Source organism: Actinomyces oris, assembly GCF_006546825.1.
GTDB lineage: Bacteria > Actinomycetota > Actinomycetes > Actinomycetales > Actinomycetaceae > Actinomyces > Actinomyces oris.
Window position 1 is genome coordinate 490,664 of sequence record NZ_VICC01000001.1, and the last position, 20,149, is coordinate 510,812.

A 20,149-nucleotide genomic window follows, 5' to 3' on the forward strand; every position below is an offset into this window, starting at 1 on the left:
TCGACGCCGTCGGGGACCGGATTCCTGTCCCCGCACGCGCAGTTTGTCCCCGGCTAAGAGATAGTGCACCCCGACGCGCAGAATGTCCCCGGTCAGTGAGGACGATCCGGCGTCGGCGGGCGCGGGGTGGAGGATTCCGCCCCGTGTGAATCGGGTGACGGCGGCCGATATGCGAGGAATGATTAGCCTTGGGCATCACGACCCCTCGACGACCCTTCCGGGAGGCACCCCTTGGCCATCGCAGTCTCACACCGATTCTCACCCAGCGGCGACCTTCCCGTGGAGGCGGGGCGCTACCGACTCGTGGCGTCGGGGGCCTGCCCGTGGTGCCGCCGCGTTCTCATCGCCCGGCGCCTGCTGGGCCTGACCGAGGCGATCCCCGTGTCCTGGAGCTACGGCAAGGGCGCCGACGGATACTGGGAGCTGACCGGCCCCGACGGCGAGCCCGGCGTGGATCCGGCGCTCGGCGCCCGCTCCCTGGCTGAGGTCTACGAGAAGACCCCCGGCTACACGCCTCCCCCCACCGTCCCGGCCCTCGTGGACACCACCACCGGCCAGGTCGTCAGCGACGACTCCGGCGACCTGCTCTTCGACCTGTCCACCGCCTGGTGGGACCTCCACCGCGAGGGCGCCCCGGACCTCTACCCGCTCAACCGCCGCAACTCCACCGACGCCTGGGACGCCTGGATCGGCTCGCAGATCAACGTCGGCCATGCGGTGGCCACCCACTCCCAGGACCCGGAGAAGGCCGCGGCGGCGGCCAACGGCGTCCTCGTGGGCTTCGACGTCATCGACACTCTCCTGGCCCGGGCCACACGGATGGAGGCCTCCCGCGAGGACGGCCTGACGATGCTCGACGGGCCGGCCCTGTCCGCCGTCGTCGCCATCGGCCAGTACCTGTGCGGCGACAAGCCCACCGGAAGCGACATCCGCCTGTTCACCACCGTCCAGTCCTACGAGTACGGCGGGCGCCAGCACTACCCCGGCGGGGAGGCGCCGTCGATCTCCTTCTGGCCGGCGCTGGCCCGCTGGTTCCGCGCCCTGGAGAGCCGTTCGGGCTGGGTGGGGTCGGAGGAGCGCAGCGCCCTCGGCTGCTGAAGGCGCGTCGGGTCGGCGCCGGGCCGACGACGTCGAGCCGTCCTCGCCCTCGGCTCTTGTGGCCGGTTCGGGTCAGGAGGACTCGAGCATCCGGCTCAACTGCTTCATGGACAGCAGCAGGTGCAAGGCGTTGGCCGGTGAGGGAAGAAAGTCGCCGTTGGCGAGGTAGAAGGCGCGCGCCTGCTCATCTCGGCAGTGCACGATGAGGGCGGCGGCGCCCACTTCTCGGCTGAGCCTGTAGCACCGCTCGATCGCGTCCTTGAGCAGTGCTGCGCCAACGCCCCGCCCCTGAGCCCGCTCGTCCACCGCGAGCCGGGCCAGGAGGATGCACGGGATCTCCTCAGGGCGGCTGCGGTGGTTGAGTCCCTGGGGCGCATCGTCGCGGGAGTATGTGGCCGTCGTGATGGCGTAATAACCGAGAATGACGTCATCCTGGGCGGTGATGTATACGACGGCGTTGTTGGCCTTCTGGTTCTGCCACGCGTAGCGCTGGAACCAGTCATCCAGCTCGGTGGCCCCGCTGCGGAAACCGGCCGTGACGTCCTGGCGGACGAGGCGCCGCGGGGACTCGAGAGCTCCGGTACTCACGATTCGTCGTCAAGGTTGATGCGGGTCCCGAAGGGTGAGGGGCGGTTCCACAGGCGGGCGAAGCGGGACGTCTCCTCCAACGGAGCGTCCAGTACGGCCTCGATGGCATCGAACTGCTCTGACGTCACGGAGAACCAGCGGCGGTCGGCAAGGACGCGTTCAGCTTCGAGCGTTGCTGAGGACAGGATGAACTCGCTGACGGAGCGGTCCGTCTGGGAGGCTGCTTGCTGAATCAGGGTCTCCTGGCGCGGCGTGGCGCGTAGATCGATTCTCTGGGTTCTGCGGGCTGTTGAGATCGGCATGCTTTGGCCTCCTTGGTGGTACGGATAATGTACGTACAGGTGGGAGGGTGTGCAAGGTCAGCGACGGTACGGTGTGGGTGCTCGGGCTGGGTGGGGCCGGAGGAGCGCAGCGCCCTCGGCTGCTGAAGGCCGTGCCGGTCCTGCGCCGAGCCGGAGAGGGGCCGCGGCGTCGGCCCGGGCCTGCTGGCTGCTACGGCCGGGCGGTGAGGACCGGGTTGTACAGGAGCCGGTTGGGCGTCGTCGGGCACTCCTCGCCCACGGCCATCGGTGCGATGAGCCGGTCGGCCCGCAGATCCTCCAGACGCGCCACCACGCGGTCGCGCAGCGTCCACGGGTCGATGGTGTTGAGGTAGATCTTCGTGCCGCCCTCGAAGCCCGCCAGGGTGGAGACCCGCCACTTGAGCGTGATGTGCCAGGGCATGGGCTGGTCCACGTCGAGCGGCTTGTGATGCCACTCCTCGTTGCTGGGCACGTCCGCGCCCGTGGCCGCGTGCAGGGCTTGCACCAGGTCGGAGACGGCGTCGACCTCCTCACGGCTCATGAGCCACGGCTCGGGCATGGCCGACGTCGAGTACACCTCCAGCGTCGGGTAGCGGTGCCCGAACCCGGCGAAGGCCACCGCGTGCTCGTTGCTCGCCACCAGCAGCCCCTGGTAGGCGGCGTAGTCCACCGCCATCTCGTTGTACAGGTTGGGGTTGGCCCGCACCTTCTGCAGCTCCAGCTGGCTGGTCACCCCGCGCTCGTCGATGCCCACCAGCTGCTTGTGCAGGTGGTCGAAGCTCGCCCCGGCCGGCCGCAGCCAGTTCTGGAAGACGGCCACGTAGCGCACCCACCGGTTGGCCTCGTACAGGCTGTGCATCGCGTGGATCGCCAGGCGCGTGTAGGCGCGGTGCTCGGCCACGCTCAGCGTCCCCGAGCCGGCCAAGCCCGTGGTGTCGTGAGCGTCGTCGGTGAAATGGCGCCGACCGATGATGACGTCATGGCCCCCGGCGAAGAAGGCCGCCAGGAAGGTGTGGCGGGTCCGCTCGTCCATCGAGTCCCAGGAGTCCGGGTCCGCGCCCGCGGCCGCCAGCTTGGTGCGAGCCACCCGCTCCACGTGCTCGACGCCGACCGGGTCAGCCAGGTAGGCCTCCATGCGCTCGCGGGCGGCGTCGGGGATCTCGTAGCCGTGGTTGATGTGCCAGTAGTCGAAGGAGAGGATCTCGAACAGGTTGGGCACCCGCCGGAACTCGGCCACCGTGTCGAACAGGGCGGAGGCGGCGACGGCGTCGAGGCGCTCGAAACCGCCGTCGGCCCCGCGCACGACGCGCGCCTTCTCCGGGGGCGTCTCCAGGTAGCGCGCCGAGCAGAAGGCACAGCTGTGGGTGCGGTCGGCCTCCTCCAGCGGGCGGACCTCGGCCACCGGGTGCGAGATGGGGCGGTTGGCGCGGCCCGGCACGGTCCACACCTCAGTTCCGGTGAAGGGGCTGATCTGCTTGACCGTCCCGTCGGCCAGGCGCGTGAGTGGTTCGGCGGAGGGTGAGTACGGCATGAGCATGCTTCCATTGTGACGCCTTACGCCGCTTTCGCGCGCCCGGCGGCCCCGATGGTGGACCCGGCCGGCCTCTGTGGACGGGGCGAGTCCTGCCTACAGGGGAATGATCTCGATATGTCGTCGATCCTGTGACGTGAGCGCCTGCACCATGCGTCCGTCCATGGTGGCGAGAACAGCGTTGTGACGTGCCGCGAGGTCCACCAGGTGCAGGTCGGTGACCTGTTTTGGGCCCTTCAGCCTCGAAAAGCTGATGGACGGCTCAGCAGGAGGGGCGTCGTCGACAAGGAACACGTGATCGTCAAGCGATGTCAGCTCACCGAGTCCGGAGAGCACATCAGCGGCCGCGATCTCGAATCCGGTGACTCGAGGATTCATGAGGAGACGCAGGTAGGCGGCTTGGGTGATGGAACAGGTCGCCCACTGATCCACACCGTCGAACCAGGCGCTGACCACCTCATGGTGCGCATGGTTGGGCAGTGACAACGCCACGAGGACATTGACGTCAAGCAGTCGCAGGCGATCAGTGGTCGTCATCTCGGTACTGCTCGATGAGCTCTGGCGTCACCACATGAGCCTGCTGGCCTGCGGGCGGGAAGAACAAGGGGATCCCGTGCCTGCTGGTGCGGCTCCCGTGGGAGATTCCTTGGAGCGCGAGATCGGACACGGCGCGTCCGAGTGACACTCCGTCGCGATGAGCGCGTTCACGAGCCAGGGACAGGACCCGGTCGTCGATCTCAAGTGTCGTCCTCATACGATCATGATCGCACCAGCGCATCACGTCATCAATGAGCCGATGAACTGTTGTGGATTCTGACGGCGGGCCCGGCCGGCCGAGGTCGGGGTAGTCTCACAGGCTCGTGCGGACCTGCGCCGGGCCCGGCCCTGCGCCCCGCACTTCCCCCATCCTCTGCACCCCCGTACCCGACTGGAGACAAGGAGACGATATGGCCGAGGTCTTCACCTCCCTGCTGCTCATCGTCGCGGTGGCCTTCGTGGCGCCGCTGATCTCCTGGACCATCCCCAAGCGGCTCGTGCCCGAGGTCGTTCTGCTCATCCTGGGCGGGATGCTCATCGGTCCCCACGGCTTGGGGCTGGCCGTTGAGGACTCCTCGATCGAGCTGCTGCGCGAGCTCGGCGTCGCCTTCCTCTTCCTCATGGCCGGCTACGAGATCGACATCAACGAGCTGCGCGGGGCGGGCGGGCGCCACGCCGCCGTCGCCTGGTTACTCTCACTGGGGCTGGCTTTCGGTGCGGTCAGCGTCATCGGGGTGACCGGAGGGGCGGCGTCGGCCAACGGCATCGCCATCGCCACCGCCATGACCTCCACGGCCATCGGCACGATCCTGCCGATCCTGCGCGACCGCGGTCTGCTGCCCACGGCGGTGGGCGCCTCGATCCTCAACCACGGCGCCGTCGGCGAGGTCGGGCCGATCCTCGTCATGGCGCTGCTGCTGGGATCGCGCTCCACCTGGGCGAGCATGGTGATCCTGGGCGTCTTCCTCATCATCACCCTGCTCATCGTCCGCTTCACCAGCCGCGTCAAGCGCGTGGGGCGCCGCCTGGTCGAGGCCATCCATCTGGGGGCCTCGACGACGGCGCAGACCACCATCCGGGCCACCGTCCTGCTCCTGGTGGGGCTGTGCGCTATCGCCGCCATCTTCGACCTCGACGTCATCCTGGGGGCCTTCGCCGCCGGCTTCGTCCTGCGTCACGCGCTGCCCGAGGGGGATGCCGAGTTCGAGGAAAAGCTCGACGGGCTGGCCTACGGGTTCTTCGTCCCGATCTTCTTCGTCACCTCCGGCATGGGCATCGAGGCCGGGCTCGACGCCGGGGACCTGGTCAACCTCCTGGCCTTCTTCGTGCTGCTGGTGCTCGTGCGGGGCGTGCCGGTGTGGCTGGCCTCCCGGGCGGAGCGCCGCAGGGACGGCACGCGCATCTACTCGATGCGCCAGAGCCTCCAGATCGCCGTCTACTCGACGACCGCCCTGCCCATCATCGTGGCTGTCACCCAGGTGGCGGTCAGTGCGGGGGCCATGTCGACCTCCTTCGCCTCCACCCTCGTGCTGGCCGGGGTGCTGTCGGTACTGGTCCTGCCGGCCGCCGGGCTGGCGCTGGGCCACCGGAGCGACCACGTGCCGGCCAACGAGGTGATGCGCGTGGTCCAGGGGCCGGCCGCCCCCGACGGACGCACCCCCGAGGAGGCCACGGCCCCGGTCGGCGAGCAGGTCTCGGAGCCGCGCCGACCGGCGTCGCCGCCCAGTGGTATCAGGCTGCCGGCGGGGGAGCGCACCCCGGCGACAGGCGTGAGGCGGCCGGCGCAGCCCGACCTGGTGGGCCTGCCCGACCTGCGCGAGCAGGCGACACCGGCGATGGCGCGCCTGGCCGAACTGGGGATGCACGCCCGAGGGCTGTCGCTGGAGGAGTCGCACCGCCTGGCCGCACGCCTGGCCGAGATCGAGCAGGATCACGCCCTGTGGCGCGAGCGCTGGCACCGTGTGCGCAGACACGGCGGTACCTCCCGGGCGGCTCGACGACGTCGGCCCCGCAGCGAGTGACGGTACTTGCCGACGGGGACATCTCACGCGGCCGGGGACGTTCCACTCCAGCCGGGGACGTCTCGCGCGTTCGGTGACAGGATTTCGGTCCCCGACGGCGTCGAATGCCCCCGCCCGGAAGGACACGCACCCGGCGGCGCAGAATGTCCCCGACGGGGCCGGGACGGGGTCGGTGGTTCCCGGGGTGCCGGCGGCGATCAGCTCGACGAGGCCGCCGCAACGCTCCCTGCGGCGATGATGGCCATCGTCACGGCCTCCACGGCCCGCTGCACCGCACGCCCCACGGGGCTCTCCCCCGCGAGCTCCTTGATCCGGCGCTTGAGCTCGCCGCGGCTGAGACCGGTCTCGTGCTGTGGCAGGACGGTCGGTGCGACACTGAGCGCCTGCAGGATCGACAGCAGGGCGACGTCGGAGGCGGTCGGCGGCTGCACCCCGCGCAGGGCGGCGTCGATACGTGCGCGCAGCTGCTGCTCGGGGACGGGGTCGAGCGTGGGGTAGCTGGGGTGCAGCGAACCGAACAGCCCGCCGGTGTGGATGCGCACCACCCCGGCCGCCTCCAAGGACTCGGCGATGTGGCGGGTGGGGTTGAGCTTGCCCCAGGTCACCAGGGAGGAGAATCGCTTGCCGTCCTTGGCGGGCAGGATCTCCAGGGCCCGGTCCAGGACGGGGTGCCCGGTCGGCTCGGAGCTGACGACGTAGATGCGGGGGCTGCGCTCCTCGGTCAGGCTGATGCGGCCGGCCAGCAGCAGGTCGGTGAGCAGTGCCCCGGTGAGCCCGTAGGACGAGTGCGCCATGCGGCTCTCCGGCTTGCCTGAATCCTTGGTCAGCAGCAGGAACAGTTCTTCACAGGTCAGCATCGCGTTCATGGATCCAGTACAACGCACCGTTATCGAAATGTGATCCACCCGGGGTGCGAGATCCGGGTCCGGGGCGGCTCCTCCTCACGGGGAGGCCTCCACCCACCCGTCCGACCGGGCTACGGCCGGTCGCTCACCCCACCCCTCACCCGGCCCCACGTGACCGGGTGCGAGACCGACGCCGTTCGCGCCCAGCGTGCGATCAGCAGCCGGACGGCGCCCGAAGGTGTCGTACCCCGCGTTTAACCTGGGGTCATGGCTCGCGCGATTCGGCATGACGACTGGCCGGTGGAGCTCACTGATGACCAGATCATCAGTCGGGTCGGCCACCGGGCCTTTGAGCGCGGCCTGGACTATGCGCGCAAAGGGCGGGTGCGGGGCATCAGCGTCGCCGGGGACGGGGACATCATCAGCGCCCAGTCCAAGGGCTCGGGCGCGCACACCTACCAGACCATGATCTTCCGCAAGCAGGGCGCCCGCAGCGCCGCGGCGTCCTGGGCCGGCACCTGCTCGTGCCCGGTGGGCAGCAACTGCAAGCACACGGCTGCCCTGCTCATCACCGCGCGCGCCCTGGCGCAGGCCGAGCCCGACATCGCCGCCCCCTCCGGCGGGCCCGCCCCCTGGGAGAGCCGGCTGGCCGACCTGCTGCAGGTGGAGCGCGCCCCGCGCCGTCGGATGGCCCTGGAGATCATCGACGACCCCGGCAACATGTGGGGCACCCCCGCCGGCCTGTCCATGCTGCCGCTCATCGAGGGCAAACGTGGCTGGAACCGGCAGGGCGCCGCCTGGACCCAGATCTCCTCCGGGGGCCTGGACGACGACGTCGATCTCGCCGTCATGGGCGTCCTGCGCGAGCTGGCCGGCATGGCCGGCGGCTACGGCTTCTACTACGCCGACGACCGCCTCTCCCTGACGACCGCGCCCGCCCACGTCTGGGACGTGCTGCGCCGCGGGGTGGCGGCCGGCCTGACCCTCACCACCGCCCAGCGCCACGGCATGCCCGTCTACCTCGCCGACGGGCTGCGCGGCGGCATCCACCTCACCCGGGAGGACGACGGCGACATCGCCATCACCCCCGCCCTGGAGATCGACGACGTCGAGGAGCTGCGCCGCCTGCAGGTCCCCGGACTGCGCCTGAGCTTCTCCCTCATGCCGATCGGCGACCCGGTCCACGGCTTCTACACGTGGATGCCCGGGCGCGAGCTGCTCCTCATGCCGCTCGAGCCGCGCCCCACCGAGGCCCTCTCCCGGGTGCTGCGGGGCGACGGCGAGGCCATCACCATCCCGGCCGGGGACGTCGAGCGTTTCGAGACTGAGCACCTTGAGGCCCTCACCCGGGCGCTGCCGGTCCTGTCCGCCGACACCTCCATCCGCATGCCCCGCCCCACGACGCTGCGCGCCGCGCTCGCGGTCCACGTCGATACCGCCGAGCACCACCTGAGCACCGAGTGGTCCATCCGTTACGTCGGGGAGGACGGCGAGGTCCGGAGCAGTCACGCCCTGCCCGACCTGGCCGCGGCGGCCGAGGGTCGCATCGAAGACGGAACCGCTGGCCGGGACATTGATGGGGAGACCCGCCTGGTCCGCGAGGTCCTCAACCACCTCCTGCCCCTGGCCGGCCGGCACCCGGCCCTCTGGCAGCCCCTGGACCTGCGCGGCATGGACACGGCCCGCTTCATGACAGAGACGCTGCCGGTCCTGCGCGAACTGGAGGCCTTCGACATCGAGGTCGACGACGACGTCCCCGACTACCGCGAGGCCGAAGCCGCCCCGGTCATCACCACCAGCGTGAGCGACGACGAGGACCGCCCCGACTGGTTCTCCCTGTCCGTGCGCGTCCACGTGGGTCAAGAGGAGATCCCCCTGGCGCTGCTCATGGCGGCCGTGGCCACCGGGGAGCCCGAGGTGCTCCTGGAGTCGGGCACCTGGGTGAGCATCGACCGCCCAGAGATCGAGGCCCTGGTCCGCCTCATGGAGGAGGGCCGCGAGCTGGCCGACCCGCAGGCGCAGGGCGAGCTGCGGGTCAGTGCCCTGCACGCCGGCTACTACGAGGTCCTGGAGTCCCTCGGCGTCATCGAGCAGGCCACGGCCCGCTGGAAGGAGCGGGTCGGGCGACTGCTGGAGCGGGCGCGCGCCGCCGACGAAGGCAACGACGCGGGCGGCACCAGTGGGAGGACCGGCGAAGGGGCCGGCGGGGCGCCCGTGCCCGAGGGGATGCGGGCGACGTTGCGCCCCTACCAGCTCGAGGGCTACCGGTGGCTGGACTTCCTGCGCCAGGCGGGCCTCGGCGGGGTCCTCGCCGACGACATGGGACTGGGCAAGACCGTCCAAGTGCTCGCCGCCGTCCAGCGCCTCATCGAGCAGCGTGAGGAGACCCAAGGGAGCGAGCCGACCAGCTCCGGCGACCCCGGTGAGCCGGAGGGGACCGGGCCGGTGCTCGTCATCGCGCCGACCTCCGTCGTCGGCTCCTGGGTGGAGCAGGCCGAGCGCTTCTGCCCGGGGCTGCGGGTGCGGGCCGTGAGGCGGACCGCCGCCAAGCGCGAGGAGACTGTGGCGCAGATCGTGGAGGGCTGCGACGTCGTCGTCACCTCCTACACGATCGTGCGCCTGTGCGAGGAGGAGTTCATCGCCCAGGACTGGGCCTGGGTGGTGTGTGACGAGGCCCAGTTCGTCAAGAACCACACCTCGGCCACCTACAAGGCGGTGCGGCGGCTGCGCTCGCCGTCGACCATCGCGATCACGGGCACGCCGCTGGAGAACTCGCTCATGGACCTGTGGGCGCTCATGAGCATCGCGGCGCCGGGGCTGCTGCCCGACCCGGAGCGCTTCGGGCAGGTCTACCGCAAGCCGATCGACCGCGGGGACGCCGAGGCGCTGGGGCGGCTGCGGCGCAGGATGCGGCCCTTCCTGCTGCGGCGCACCAAGGAGCAGGTTGCCGCGGACCTGCCCGCCAAGACCGAGCAGGTCCTGTCCGTCGAGCTCGGCGCCAAGCACCGCAAGGCCTACGACCAGCGCCTGGCCCGCGAGCGGCAGCGGATCCTCGGGCTGCTGGAGGAGGACACCGCCCAGTCGCGCTTCATCGCGCTCAAGGCGCTGACCACCCTGCGGCAGATGGCGCTCGACCCGGCGCTCGTCGACGGCGAGGACGGCGCCGAGCCTGAGACGGTTGAGACCGCCGAGAGCGCGGGTGGTGAGGAGGCCGGCGAGGCCGCCGGCGGTACGGGCGGTTCGGGCAAGAGGGCGGCCCGCGGCGCGACAGCCGTGAAGGGCAGGGATGCCGGCGCCCCCGCAACGGGCCGCAGCGGACCGGGGCGGCGGCCGAGCCCGTCGGCCAAGGTCGAGGTGCTGGTCGAACACCTGGGGCCGATCCTATCCGAGGGGCACCGCGCCCTCGTCTTCTCCCAGTTCACGCGCTACCTCTCCGGCGTGCGCGAGCACCTGGAGGCCACCGGTGTGCGAACCGCCTACATGGACGGCTCCACCCCCGACCGGCAGAAGGTCATCGACGCCTTCCGGGCCGGCGAGGCCGACGTCTTCCTCATCTCCCTCAAGGCCGGCGGCTTCGGGCTCACGCTCACCGAGGCCGACTACGTCTTCCTGCTGGACCCGTGGTGGAACCCGCAGGCCGAGGAGCAGGCCGTCGACCGCACCCACCGGATCGGCCAGGACAAGCCGGTCATGGTCTACCGGCTCGTCTCGGCCGACACCATCGAGGAGAAGGTCATGGCCCTCAAGGAGAAGAAGGCCGAGCTCTTCGCCCGGGTCGTCGAGGGGGCCGGGGAGGCTGAGGCCGGCGGCGAGGGTGCTGGTGCCGCCGGTGGTGCGGCTGCTGCGGCGGGCTCGGGCGGACTCAGCCCGGCGGCCCTGACCGCCGCCGAGATCCGCGAGCTCATCGAGGGCTGAGGCCTTCGACGTCGTCGGACGCCGCCGTGGGCCGGCCGTGCCCACACGCCTGCACTGGGGCCCCTGCCAGGTTGTGCCCGGGTGGGTGGGGCCTTCTGCGTGGCTGGGGACATTTTCTTCCGGCCGGGGACGTCCTGCGCGTTGGGGGACGGGATTGCTGTCCCCAACGGCGTCGAATGCCCCCGGACGGAACGACACGCCCCCGGCCGCGCAGAATGTCCCCGGTCGGGAGTGATGGGGGCGCGGCTGGTGGCAGTCTGCACCTCCTCCCCCGGTCTCCTCGTGTGGCATCCGGCCATCGCCTCACGGGCGCCTGCAGGGGACCCATCCACGCCGATCGGCCAGGGCTCAGGCGGTCCCCGATGCCACAGAGCCGGGACTGCAGGTGGTCTCCACAGGGCTGACCAGCCCCTGAGCGCGGCGGCTCGGGGCGGCCCGATGCTGGTGGGGCGGGCACGGCGCCCGCTGGGGAGCGGCGGCGTGCTGGTCCCCACCGACCAGAGGAGAACCACCATGAGGAGACCCACCCGGACCACCTTGCGTACCCTGCGCACCAGCGTGATGCTGGCCCGCCCGAGTGACGCCTCAACGCTGCCGGCGCTCCTGCGGCGCTTGACGAGCAAGGAGGAGGGCATGGCCACCGCCGAGTACGCCATCGGCACCTTGGCGGCCGCGGCCTTCGCCGGCCTGCTGCTGGCGCTCATGCGCTCGGGCAGCCTGAGCGGGGCGTTGCAGTCCATCATCGAGCAGGCGCTCTCGGTGTGATGTGCGCTGTCATCGCAGCAGGTGCGCGCGCTCGCCCCCGAGTGGCCCGGGTACCCGGCGGTGGCCGACGTCGCCGCCCGGGTCCCGCTTCCCGCCGGCCCTCCGGCCGCGTGGAACCGCATCCCTCACCTGGTCGCCGGCCCCGACGAGGCCGCTGGGGCGGCGACCAGGGTGGGTGCACCGGAGGAGGAGAGGAGGGGATGGTGACGGCTGAGACGGCGTTGTCACTGCCTGCCGTCGTCCTCGTCCTGCTGATGGTGCTGGCGGCGGTCAGCGCTGGCGTCACTCAGCTGCGGGTGGCCGACGCCGCCCGCACCGCCGCCCGTCAGGCCGCCATCGGCCAGGAGGACTACGCCGGCGCCGCCCAGCGCGTGGCCGGAGGGGTGAGCCTCGGCGTCGAGCAGGGCGAGCTCACCTGCGTCACCGCAGCCCGCCCCGTCCCCGGCCCCCTGGGCGGACTGGGCCTGACGGCCCGGGCCCGCGCCTGCACCTACACCGAACCGAGCAGCCCATGAACCGCCGTGGAGACAAGACCCGGCAGGTGGCCCACGTTCCGGATCCGCCAGCCTCCTCGGCTGTGGCCTCCACCGCGCTCACGACCGCCGATCAGGGAACCGGCCGTCCGCCCTGCTACCCGGCTGGACGAACGGTGCGGCAACCGGCCGCGCGGGGCGCCGGAGGAAACCGCCCCGGCTGTGACGAGCGCGGCTCGGGGACCGTCTACGCGCTCGGCGTCATCGCCGTACTGCTGGTTGCGGCAGTCGGCATCGCGGGCCTCATCCAGGCCCAGAGCGCCACCGGCCGGGCCAGGGCCGCCGCCGACCTCGCCGCCATCTCCGGTGCCACGGTCCTGTCCTCTGTCGTCGCCCCGGGCGACCCCTGCGCCATGGCGCAGCGCGTGGCTGCAGCCAATGGCGCCTCGGTGAGCACCTGCTCCGTGGCCGGTGAGGACGTCACCGTCAGCGTCGCCGTCCCGACGACGATCCTCGGCCGACCCCGCCAAGCCACCGCCCAGGCCCGCGCCGGTCCCGTCGACGCCCCACCCACGCCGTGAAGCGGCCCAAACCCGGTCGTTGAGACGGTGCTCCGAGGCTCCCGGCCTCAGTCCTCGACGGCGACTGTGGCGCCGCCCGCGAACTGGGCCGCGTGGAGGCGCGCGTAGGCGCCGCCGGCCGCGATGAGCTCATCGTGGCTGCCCTGCTCGACGATGTCGCCGTGTTCCATGACCAGGATGGTGTCGGCGTCGCGGATCGTGGACAGGCGGTGGGCGATGATGAAGCTCGTGCGGCCCTCGCGCAGCGCGTTCATGGCCTGCTGGACCAGCAGCTCTGTGCGGGTGTCCACGCTGCTGGTGGCCTCATCGAGGATGAGCACGGCCGGGTTTGCCACGAAGGCCCGCGCGATCGTGAGCAACTGGCGCTCGCCGGCGGAGATGTTCGCGGCGTCCTCCTCCAGAACCGTGTCGTATCCCTGCGGCAGGGCCTTGATGATGTGGTCGACGAAGCACGCCCTCGCGGCGGCCTCGACCTCCTCATCACTGGCCCCGGGCCGCCCGTAGCGGATGTTCTCGCGGATCGTGCCGGCGAACAGCCACGGGTCCTGCAGGACCATGCCGGTGCGGCGACGCACGTCGTGGCGCGTCATGGTGGCGATGTCGCGCCCGTCGATGAGGATGCGTCCCCCATCGAGTTCGTAGAAGCGCATGAGCAGGTTGACCAGCGTGGTCTTGCCCGCTCCCGTGGGCCCCACGATCGCGACCGTGTGCCCGGGGTCCACCCGCAGCGACAGATCCCGGATGAGCTCGACCTCCGGGCTGTAGGAGAAGCGCACGTGCTCCATCTCGATGACACCCGGGCCCGCCGGGCTCTTCGGTGAAGCCGCCGCGGCACTGGGTCCGGCTCCCGCAGCCCGGCCGGCATACCCGGTGTCGGCGGTCGCGGTGTCGGCAGTACCTGTGGTGCCCGCGGCGCCAGCAGTACCTGCGGCACCAGCGCTCCCCGGTACGACGTCGTCGGGGCGCTCCTCCTCGGCGTCGAGCAGCTCGAAGATCCGCTCGGCGCTCGCGGTCCCGGACTGTACGGCCGTGGCCATGCCGCCGAGCTGGCCCAGGGGCTGGGAGAACTGCTGGGAGTACTGGATGAAGGCCTGCACGTCGCCCAGGCGCAGTGACCCGGAGGCGACCATGGCGCCGCCGACCACCGCGATGGCCACATAGTTGATGTTCCCGATGACCAGCATGATCGGCATCATGATCCCGGAGAGGAACTGGGCGCGCAGCGAGGCCCGGAACAGCTCCTCGTTCTCGGCGGCGAAGGCCTCGCGCACCGAGGCCGTGCGCCCGTAGACCTGCACCAGGGCGTGCCCGGAGAAGGACTCCTCCACTCGGGTGTTGATCTTGCCGGTGCGGGCCCACTGGTGGGTGAAGGCCTGCTGCGAGCGCGGCCCGATCACCCCGAAGACCACGCCCATGAGCGGGAACATGAGGAGCGCCACCAGCGCCAGCTTCCAGGAGATGGAGAACATCATCCCCAGCACCCCCACCACCGTGAGGATCGCCGTCAGGGCACCGGACAGGGACTGCTGCAGGGTGTTGGTGACGTTGTCGACGTCGTTGGTCAGGCGGCTGAGCAGCTCGCCGCGCTGGACGGTGTCGAAGTAGCTCAGCGGCAGGCGGTGGACCTTGTCCTCCACCTGGGCGCGCAACCGGTAGAGGGCCTTGATGGTGATGCGGTTGATGAGCCAGCCCTGAAGCCAGTTGAGCAGGCCCGAACCCACGTACAGGCCCAGCACCACTGTCAGGATCCGGCCCAGGCGGGTGTAGTCGATGCCCGCGCCGGGAATGACATCCATCGCCGAGAGCATCGTGGCGAAGTCATCCATCCCCCGCGCCCGCAGGGCCTCAATGGCCTGGGCCTTGGTGGTGCCGGCCGGCAGCATCGTGGAGACCACGCCCTCGAAGATGACGTTGGTGGCCTGCCCCAGCACCTTGGGGGCCGCCACCGCCAGCACCACCGTTCCCACGGCGGCCAGGGCCACGATCATCAGGGAGACCCGGTAGGCGCCCAGTAGCCCGACCATCCGCTTGAAGGAGGGCCAGAAGGCCTCGGCCTTGCCCGGAGGCGGACCGTCGTGCCATTCGCCCGAGGCGGCCTGCGCCTCAGCGGCCAGCTTGAGGTCCTCCTCGCTGAGCTCATCGGGGGCGACGACGGCGCTCGCGGCGGTACTCGCACCGCTCCCGGCCTTCTTGCGGGTGCCCCTGTCGGCGTTCTCGTTGGTGTTCCTACCCATGGGGCTGCTTGCGTTCCTGCTCATGCTGCGGCCTCCGCTCCGAGCTGGGAAGTGACGATCTCGCGGTAGACGGCGCAGGTGGCCAGCAGCTCAGTGTGCGTGCCGCTACCCACCAGATGGCCGCCGTCCAGGACGAGGATCTGGTCGGCCTCGACGATCGTGGAGACGCGCTGGGCCACGATCACCTTCGTGATGCCGACCGTCGCCGGCCCCATGGCCTCGCGTAGCCGCGCGTCAGTGGACACGTCCAGGGCCGAGAAGGAGTCGTCGAAGATGAGGATGTCAGGTCGGCGCACCAGGGCCCGGGCGATGGCCAGGCGCTGACGCTGACCGCCCGAGACATTCGTGCCGCCCTGGGCGATGGGCGCCTCGAGGCCCCCGTCCATCTTGGAGACGAAGTCCTTGGCCTGGGCGACCTCCAGGGCCTCCCACAGCTCGTCGTCGGTGGCCTCCTCGCGCCCCAGGCGCAGGTTGGAGGCCACGGTGCCGGCGAACAGGAAGGGCTGCTGAGGCACGAGCCCCATCTGGGCCCACAATGCCTCGGGGTCGGCCTGACGCACGTCGGTGCCGCCGATGAGCACCTGCCCGCTGCTGGCCTCCAGCAGCCTCGCCAGCAGCCGCACCACCGTGGACTTGCCCGACGCCGTCGAGCCGACGATCGCCGTGGTCGTCCCGGGCTGGACCGTGAAGCTCACCTCCGCCAGGACGCGGGCGTCGGCGTCGGGGTAGACGAAGGTGACGTCCCGCATCTCAACCGTTCCGGGAGCCGGGAAGGTTTCGACGGCGTCGGGGGAGGAGGTGATGGTCGGCGGCGTCGCCAGCACCTCGCTGATGCGCTCGGCGCACACGGCGGCGCGCGGGATCATGATCGTCATGAAGCTCGCCATGACGATGCCCATGAGGATCTGCATGAGGTAGGACATGAAGGCGATGAGGGTGCCGACCTCCACGTCGCCGTCACCGACTTGGTGGCCGCCGAACCAGATGACGCCGACGATCGTCACGTCCAGCACCAGCATCACCAGCGGGAACAGCAGGACGAAGAGCTGCCCCACGCGCTCGCCGACCCGGGCGATATCGGTGTTGGCGTCCCCAAATCGCTCGGTCTCGGCCTCCTCGCGCACGAAGGCGCGGATCACCCGGATACCGGTGAGCTGCTCGCGCATCACCCGGTTGATGGCGTCGAGCTTGTCCTGGTAGGAGCGGAACAGGGGCAGCATCCGGCTCACGATGAGGCCCACCGCGACCAGCAGGACCGGCACCGACAGCCCGATCAGCCACGACAGACCCGGGGCGCGCGTGACCGCCATGACGATGCCGCCCACCGCCATGACCGGTGCCGTCACCAGCATCGTGGCGCTCATCATCACCAGCATCTGGACCTGCTGGACGTCGTTGGTATTGCGGGTGATGAGCGAGCCAGCCCCGAAGGCGGAGATCTCCCGCTCTGAGAAGCCGCTGACCCGGTCGAAGACCTCGCCGCGCAGGTCCCGGCCCATGCTCATCGCCGCGCGCGCCGCGAGGTAGGTCGCCGCGACCGAACACACGCCCTGGGCCAGGCTGACCCCCAGCATGAATGCGCCCATCCGCCAGATATATCCGGAGTCCCCGGTGGCCACACCCTTGTCGATGATGTCGGCGTTGAGGGTGGGGAGGTACAGGGAGGCCATCACCTGTGCGAACTGAAGCACCAGGACGCACAACAGCAACCCGGTATAGGGGCGCAGGTGCGTGCGCAGCAATCGAAGGAGCATGCTGGCAACGTATCAGCCTCACGGTGCGTGAGGGCGAGCATCTCATGAATATGAGGGAGAGCGTCTTATGAATTTTGGTTCATGCCCGCGTAGGGGGCGGGCTCACGTCGCGTTAGGTCCGGCGACTGGATTGACCGTCTCGGATGACTTCGCCGCCGCTCCTGCGAGGTGCGACTCGCCAAGCAGCAGGTCGGAGCTCAGTTGCCTCTGGTCACTGGGGTCGAGGGGGCGTCCGAGTCGTCCGTTCCGGACAGGTCTCGGTGAGCGGGGTCGGCGGTTGAGGGGTGCTGGGGCGCCGCCTCGAGTAGGAGCCGCAGCAGGACGGCAGCCCCGGCCTTGTCCAGGGGCTCGTTGTTGTTGCCGCACTTGGGCGACTGCACGCAGGAGGGGCAGCCGCTCGCGCAGCCGCAGCCCTCGATGACGGCCAGCGTCGCCTCCAGCCAGTCGCGCCCGGCCCGGTAGCCGCGCTCGGCGAAGCCCGCCCCGCCGGCGTGCCCGTCGTGGACGAAGACCGTGGGCGCCCCCGTCTGCGGGTGCATCGCCGTTGACAGCCCGCCGATGTCCCAGCGATCGCAGGTGGCCAGCAGCGGCAGCATCCCGATGCTCGCGTGCTCGGCCGCGTGCAGGGCCCCGGGCAGGTCGGTGGGCTCCAGGCCCGCCGCCTCACAGACTTCCTGCGGGATCGTCCACCACACGGCGGCGGTGGGCAGCACGTGCTCGTCCATCTCCAGGGCGTGCTGGGAGACGACCTCCCCGCCCGGCAGCGCCATCCGCTGGTAGCCGGTCACCTGACTGGTGACCTCCACCGAGCCGAAGGACCAGGTGATGGCGGGCGTGCCCGTGGGGTCGGGGGCGTCGCCGGGGGCAGGACTGGCCGGTCCGACGCCGGCCGGCTCTTCAGGCTCGCGCGCCGACGGCTCACGGAAGTCCTCCAGCGTTGTCTGACCCGGCCGCCCCCAGACCTGCTGCCCGCGCTCGGCGATGATACGCACGCTCGAGCGCGACCGGGCCCGCGTGCGGTAGCCGACCGCCGCCTTCTGCCGCACGAGGGCGACGTCGTCGGCCAGCTCCTCGACCACGTAGACGCGCCCCTGGTGGACGTAGACCGCGCCCTCATGGACGGTGGAGTCGGCGGCCGCGCCGTCCACCGTGCCGATGACGACGCCCGTGTCGGCCTCCACCACCGGCACCTCGGGCGGCCCGTCGCCGCGCAGGGAGGTCAGGTCCTGGGGCCGCCCGGGCAGGTTGACGTTCCAGAACCAACCCGTGGGCCGACGCCGCAGCGCGCCCCGACCCTCCAGCTCGCGCAACAGGGCGTCGTCGGCCAGGCCGAACAGGGCCAGATCCGAGGCCCGCAAGGGTGCCTCGGAGGCGGCGGCACACAGGTGGGGCGCGAGCACGTAGGGGTTGGCCGGGTCGAAGACCGTGGCCTCCGGGGCGGCGAAGACCGCCTCGGGGTGGTGCACGAGGTAGGCGTCCAGCGGGTTGTCGGAGGCGATGAGGACGGCCAGGCCGCGGGTCCCGGCGCGCCCGGCCCGGCCCGCCTGCTGACCCAGCGAGACGCGCGTGCCCGGCCAGCCGGCGATGAGGACCGCGTCCAGTCCGGTGACGTCGATGCCCAGCTCCAGGGCGTTGGTGGTGGCCAGGGCCCGCAGTCGACCTGAGCGCAGGTCGGCCTCCAGAGCCCGGCGCTCCTCGGGCAGGTAGCCGCCGCGGTAGGCCGACACCGTGCCGACAAGCTCGGGCAGCGAGAGCCCCAGCGTGTGGCGGGCCCGCTCGGCCACAACCTCCGCCGAGCGACGCGAGCGCACGAACACCAGCGCCCGGGCGCCCACGCTCAGCAGGTCCACGAGCAGCTCGGCGGCCTCGACGACGGCGCTGCGTCGCGCCGAGGGGTCCTCGCCAGGGTCGCCTGAGTCTGGTTCGGCGCTGCCGGGCGGGGTAGTGCCGCTCGTGACCGGAGGCCGGCTGTGGGCGGCGGAGGCGATGGCGTCGGTGCCGGCCCTCGGCGGGGTCTCTGTCCCCAACACGTGCTGCGGGGACGGCGTGACGTTGGGGGCGGGGAGGCTTTCGCCGTCGGCTGTGGCGTGTGTGGGCTGGGGCGCGTCGGGGCTCGGGGAGCCCGCGGGCGCCGGACCGCCCGCGCCGGGGGCCGGCAGCACCCAGGGGTCGCGCAGGGCAGGCTGCCACAGGGCCAGGGTGCGTTCCCCGGCGGGTGCGGCGTCGTCGGTGACGGCGACGACGTCGTCGGGATTGACTCCGATGAGGCGGGCCGCGGTGAGGGCCGGCTCGGCCGCCGTCGCCGAGGCGCACAGGACGACCGGCTGCGGGCCGCGCGGGCGCAGGCGCGCCACGAGTCGCAGGAGGCGACGCAGCACGAGGGCGACGTGCGCCCCCAGGATCCCGCGGTAGGCGTGGCACTCGTCGATGACGATGTAGCGCAGGCCCCGCAGGAGGCGGCTCCAGCGCTCGTGGCCCGGCAGCAGGGAGAAGTGGAGGAAGTCGGGGTTGGTCAGGACGACGTCGGCGTGGGCACGCACCCAGTCGCGCTCGGGCAGGGGTGTGTCGCCGTCGCAGGTGCCGGCGCGGACCGTGCGCAGGGAGCCCGCGGGCGTGCCGGCCTCGCGCTGGACGGCCTCGAGCTCGCCGATGAGCCGGGCCAGGGCGGCGGCCTGGTCGGCGGCGAGCGCCTTGGTGGGAGAGAGGTACAGGGTGGTGGGGCGCCGGGTGTGGGCGGAGATGCGCGAGTCGGCGCCGGGGGACTGGGCGGCCAGGACGTCGGAGAGCGCCGGTAGCCAGGCCGCCAGGGACTTTCCCGAGCCGGTGCCGGTCGCCAGGACCGTGTGGCAGCCGGCGTGGGCGGAGTGCGCGGCGGCGACCTGGTGCGTCCAGGGGCGCTCAACGCCAAGGCGGCGGTAGGCGGCCACGAGGTCGGGGTCCGCCCAGTCGGGCCAGTCGGTGTGGTGGCCGGGGCGGGCCGGGGTGCGCTGGAGGTGGACGAGCCGGCCGTCGCGCCCGCCGATGGACTCCAGGAGCCCGGTGAGGTCGCGTGCGGTCCCGTCTGCCATGGGGCACAGTGTGCACCACCGGTGGATGAAGGCGTCCGTGGGGTCTCGGCGGTGGGTTGTGGGGTCTTGGTGTCACGTTTGGCGACTTTTAGGCCGTCCATCGGTTGGCGCGCCTGGGCCTGTGGGGCTCTGACCTGCGCATATGCACCGGGGTGTGATGTCCATGAGTCTGGCTCGTCCCTAAAAATCGCCCACAGTGACACCTTTCGCCTAGCGAGCCAGCGGCCTGCTCTCCGGCCGCGCGTGCCGGCTCTCGGGCACAGGTGTTGCGGGCTCAGTGGGGGGGCCTCGGTGGTGCGCTGTGACACCGCTCGCGGAGCGAGCTAAAGGTCTCAGGTGCGACCGTGTGCTTTGGCGTCTGGTCAGGCCTAGGGGTGCGTTGTGCGCCGTTGGTGTCACGATTGGCGACTTTTAGGGTGTCCGTCGGCTGGCGTGCC

At 71.3% G+C, this 20,149-nt stretch carries 16 protein-coding genes; 7 read left to right on the top strand and 9 right to left on the bottom strand.

What is annotated here, in order from left to right; genetic code table 11:
* The first annotated feature begins 231 nt into the window (after positions 1-231).
* A complete protein-coding gene (locus tag FK267_RS02050) occupies positions 232-1,098 on the top strand; it encodes a glutathione S-transferase C-terminal domain-containing protein (protein ID WP_101587627.1) in 867 nt (288 codons plus the stop codon).
* 72 nt (positions 1,099-1,170) lie between these two features.
* On the opposite strand, the gene FK267_RS02055 is transcribed toward FK267_RS02050, so the two are convergent.
* The 5 genes from FK267_RS02055 to FK267_RS02075 all read right to left on the bottom strand — a co-directional run bounded on the left by FK267_RS02055 (position 1,171) and on the right by FK267_RS02075 (position 4,273).
* The gene (locus FK267_RS02055; RefSeq protein WP_070513752.1) at positions 1,171-1,686 is read right to left on the bottom strand and encodes a GNAT family N-acetyltransferase; all 516 of its coding nucleotides are present in this window, start codon (positions 1,684-1,686) and stop codon (positions 1,171-1,173) included.
* Positions 1,683-1,988, bottom strand: coding sequence for a type II toxin-antitoxin system TacA family antitoxin (locus tag FK267_RS02060; RefSeq protein ID WP_070513754.1), 306 nt, complete (start codon positions 1,986-1,988; stop codon positions 1,683-1,685). Before FK267_RS02060 ends, FK267_RS02055 begins: the two co-directional genes overlap by 4 nt.
* 190 nt (positions 1,989-2,178) lie before the next feature.
* Positions 2,179-3,525, bottom strand: coding sequence for a DUF4921 family protein (locus FK267_RS02065; RefSeq protein ID WP_070513756.1), 1,347 nt, complete (start codon positions 3,523-3,525; stop codon positions 2,179-2,181).
* Between the two features lie 90 nt (positions 3,526-3,615).
* Complete coding sequence (locus FK267_RS02070; protein WP_075378948.1) at positions 3,616-4,056, bottom strand: TA system VapC family ribonuclease toxin; 441 nt, start codon at positions 4,054-4,056, stop codon at positions 3,616-3,618.
* Positions 4,043-4,273: a hypothetical protein gene (locus tag FK267_RS02075; protein ID WP_040322114.1), complete on the bottom strand. Its 231-nt coding sequence runs from the start codon at positions 4,271-4,273 to the stop codon at positions 4,043-4,045. Before FK267_RS02075 ends, FK267_RS02070 begins: the two co-directional genes overlap by 14 nt.
* A 193-nt stretch (positions 4,274-4,466) precedes the next feature.
* On the opposite strand from FK267_RS02075, the gene FK267_RS02080 reads away from it, so the two are divergent.
* Positions 4,467-6,077 carry a cation:proton antiporter gene (locus FK267_RS02080; RefSeq protein WP_141406059.1) on the top strand — a complete coding sequence of 537 codons (1,611 nt, stop codon included), beginning with the start codon at positions 4,467-4,469 and terminating at the stop codon, positions 6,075-6,077.
* 197 nt (positions 6,078-6,274) lie between these two features.
* On the opposite strand, the gene FK267_RS02085 is transcribed toward FK267_RS02080, so the two are convergent.
* Positions 6,275-6,934, bottom strand: coding sequence for a GOLPH3/VPS74 family protein (locus tag FK267_RS02085; protein WP_141406262.1), 660 nt, complete (start codon positions 6,932-6,934; stop codon positions 6,275-6,277).
* A gap of 255 nt (positions 6,935-7,189) precedes the next feature.
* On the opposite strand from FK267_RS02085, the gene FK267_RS02090 reads away from it, so the two are divergent.
* The 5 genes from FK267_RS02090 to FK267_RS02110 all read left to right on the top strand — a co-directional run bounded on the left by FK267_RS02090 (position 7,190) and on the right by FK267_RS02110 (position 12,656).
* Positions 7,190-10,837 (top strand): DEAD/DEAH box helicase, encoded by a 3,648-nt coding sequence (locus FK267_RS02090; protein WP_141406060.1) that lies wholly within the window; start codon positions 7,190-7,192, stop codon positions 10,835-10,837.
* A gap of 513 nt (positions 10,838-11,350) precedes the next feature.
* Positions 11,351-11,602 carry a DUF4244 domain-containing protein gene (locus FK267_RS02095; protein ID WP_020992132.1) on the top strand — a complete coding sequence of 84 codons (252 nt, stop codon included), beginning with the start codon at positions 11,351-11,353 and terminating at the stop codon, positions 11,600-11,602.
* Between the two features lie 21 nt (positions 11,603-11,623).
* Positions 11,624-11,809: a hypothetical protein gene (locus FK267_RS02100; protein WP_141406062.1), complete on the top strand. Its 186-nt coding sequence runs from the start codon at positions 11,624-11,626 to the stop codon at positions 11,807-11,809.
* Positions 11,803-12,117: a TadE family type IV pilus minor pilin gene (locus FK267_RS02105; protein WP_043538407.1), complete on the top strand. Its 315-nt coding sequence runs from the start codon at positions 11,803-11,805 to the stop codon at positions 12,115-12,117. The genes FK267_RS02100 and FK267_RS02105 overlap by 7 nt, the downstream gene beginning before the upstream one ends.
* Before the next feature lie 134 nt (positions 12,118-12,251).
* Positions 12,252-12,656 carry an Rv3654c family TadE-like protein gene (locus FK267_RS02110; protein ID WP_141406263.1) on the top strand — a complete coding sequence of 135 codons (405 nt, stop codon included), beginning with the start codon at positions 12,252-12,254 and terminating at the stop codon, positions 12,654-12,656.
* Positions 12,657-12,703: 47 nt separating this feature from the next.
* Here FK267_RS02110 and FK267_RS02115 read toward each other — a convergent pair whose 3' ends face one another.
* The 3 genes from FK267_RS02115 to FK267_RS02125 form a co-directional block, all read right to left on the bottom strand.
* Entirely contained in the window at positions 12,704-14,914 is a 2,211-nt protein-coding gene (locus FK267_RS02115) for an ABC transporter ATP-binding protein (RefSeq protein WP_232622484.1), read from the bottom strand.
* Complete coding sequence (locus FK267_RS02120; protein WP_141406063.1) at positions 14,911-16,644, bottom strand: ABC transporter ATP-binding protein; 1,734 nt, start codon at positions 16,642-16,644, stop codon at positions 14,911-14,913. The genes FK267_RS02115 and FK267_RS02120 overlap by 4 nt, the downstream gene beginning before the upstream one ends.
* Before the next feature lie 197 nt (positions 16,645-16,841).
* Positions 16,842-19,712: a DEAD/DEAH box helicase gene (locus FK267_RS02125; RefSeq protein ID WP_141406065.1), complete on the bottom strand. Its 2,871-nt coding sequence runs from the start codon at positions 19,710-19,712 to the stop codon at positions 16,842-16,844.
* Between the last annotated feature and the right edge of the window lie 437 nt (positions 19,713-20,149).

Coding starts and splice junctions, on each gene's coding strand:
- FK267_RS02060 (WP_070513754.1), bottom strand. CDS start 1,988: ATGCCGATCTCAACAGCCCGCAGAACCCAGAGAATCGATCTACGCGCC.
- FK267_RS02065 (WP_070513756.1), bottom strand. CDS start 3,525: ATGCTCATGCCGTACTCACCCTCCGCCGAACCACTCACGCGCCTGGCC.
- FK267_RS02070 (WP_075378948.1), bottom strand. CDS start 4,056: ATGACGACCACTGATCGCCTGCGACTGCTTGACGTCAATGTCCTCGTG.
- FK267_RS02075 (WP_040322114.1), bottom strand. CDS start 4,273: ATGAGGACGACACTTGAGATCGACGACCGGGTCCTGTCCCTGGCTCGT.
- FK267_RS02080 (WP_141406059.1), top strand. CDS start 4,467: ATGGCCGAGGTCTTCACCTCCCTGCTGCTCATCGTCGCGGTGGCCTTC.
- FK267_RS02085 (WP_141406262.1), bottom strand. CDS start 6,934: ATGCTGACCTGTGAAGAACTGTTCCTGCTGCTGACCAAGGATTCAGGC.
- FK267_RS02090 (WP_141406060.1), top strand. CDS start 7,190: ATGGCTCGCGCGATTCGGCATGACGACTGGCCGGTGGAGCTCACTGAT.
- FK267_RS02095 (WP_020992132.1), top strand. CDS start 11,351: ATGAGGAGACCCACCCGGACCACCTTGCGTACCCTGCGCACCAGCGTG.
- FK267_RS02105 (WP_043538407.1), top strand. CDS start 11,803: ATGGTGACGGCTGAGACGGCGTTGTCACTGCCTGCCGTCGTCCTCGTC.
- FK267_RS02115 (WP_232622484.1), bottom strand. CDS start 14,914: ATGAGCAGGAACGCAAGCAGCCCCATGGGTAGGAACACCAACGAGAAC.
- FK267_RS02120 (WP_141406063.1), bottom strand. CDS start 16,644: ATGCTCCTTCGATTGCTGCGCACGCACCTGCGCCCCTATACCGGGTTG.
- FK267_RS02125 (WP_141406065.1), bottom strand. CDS start 19,712: ATGGCAGACGGGACCGCACGCGACCTCACCGGGCTCCTGGAGTCCATC.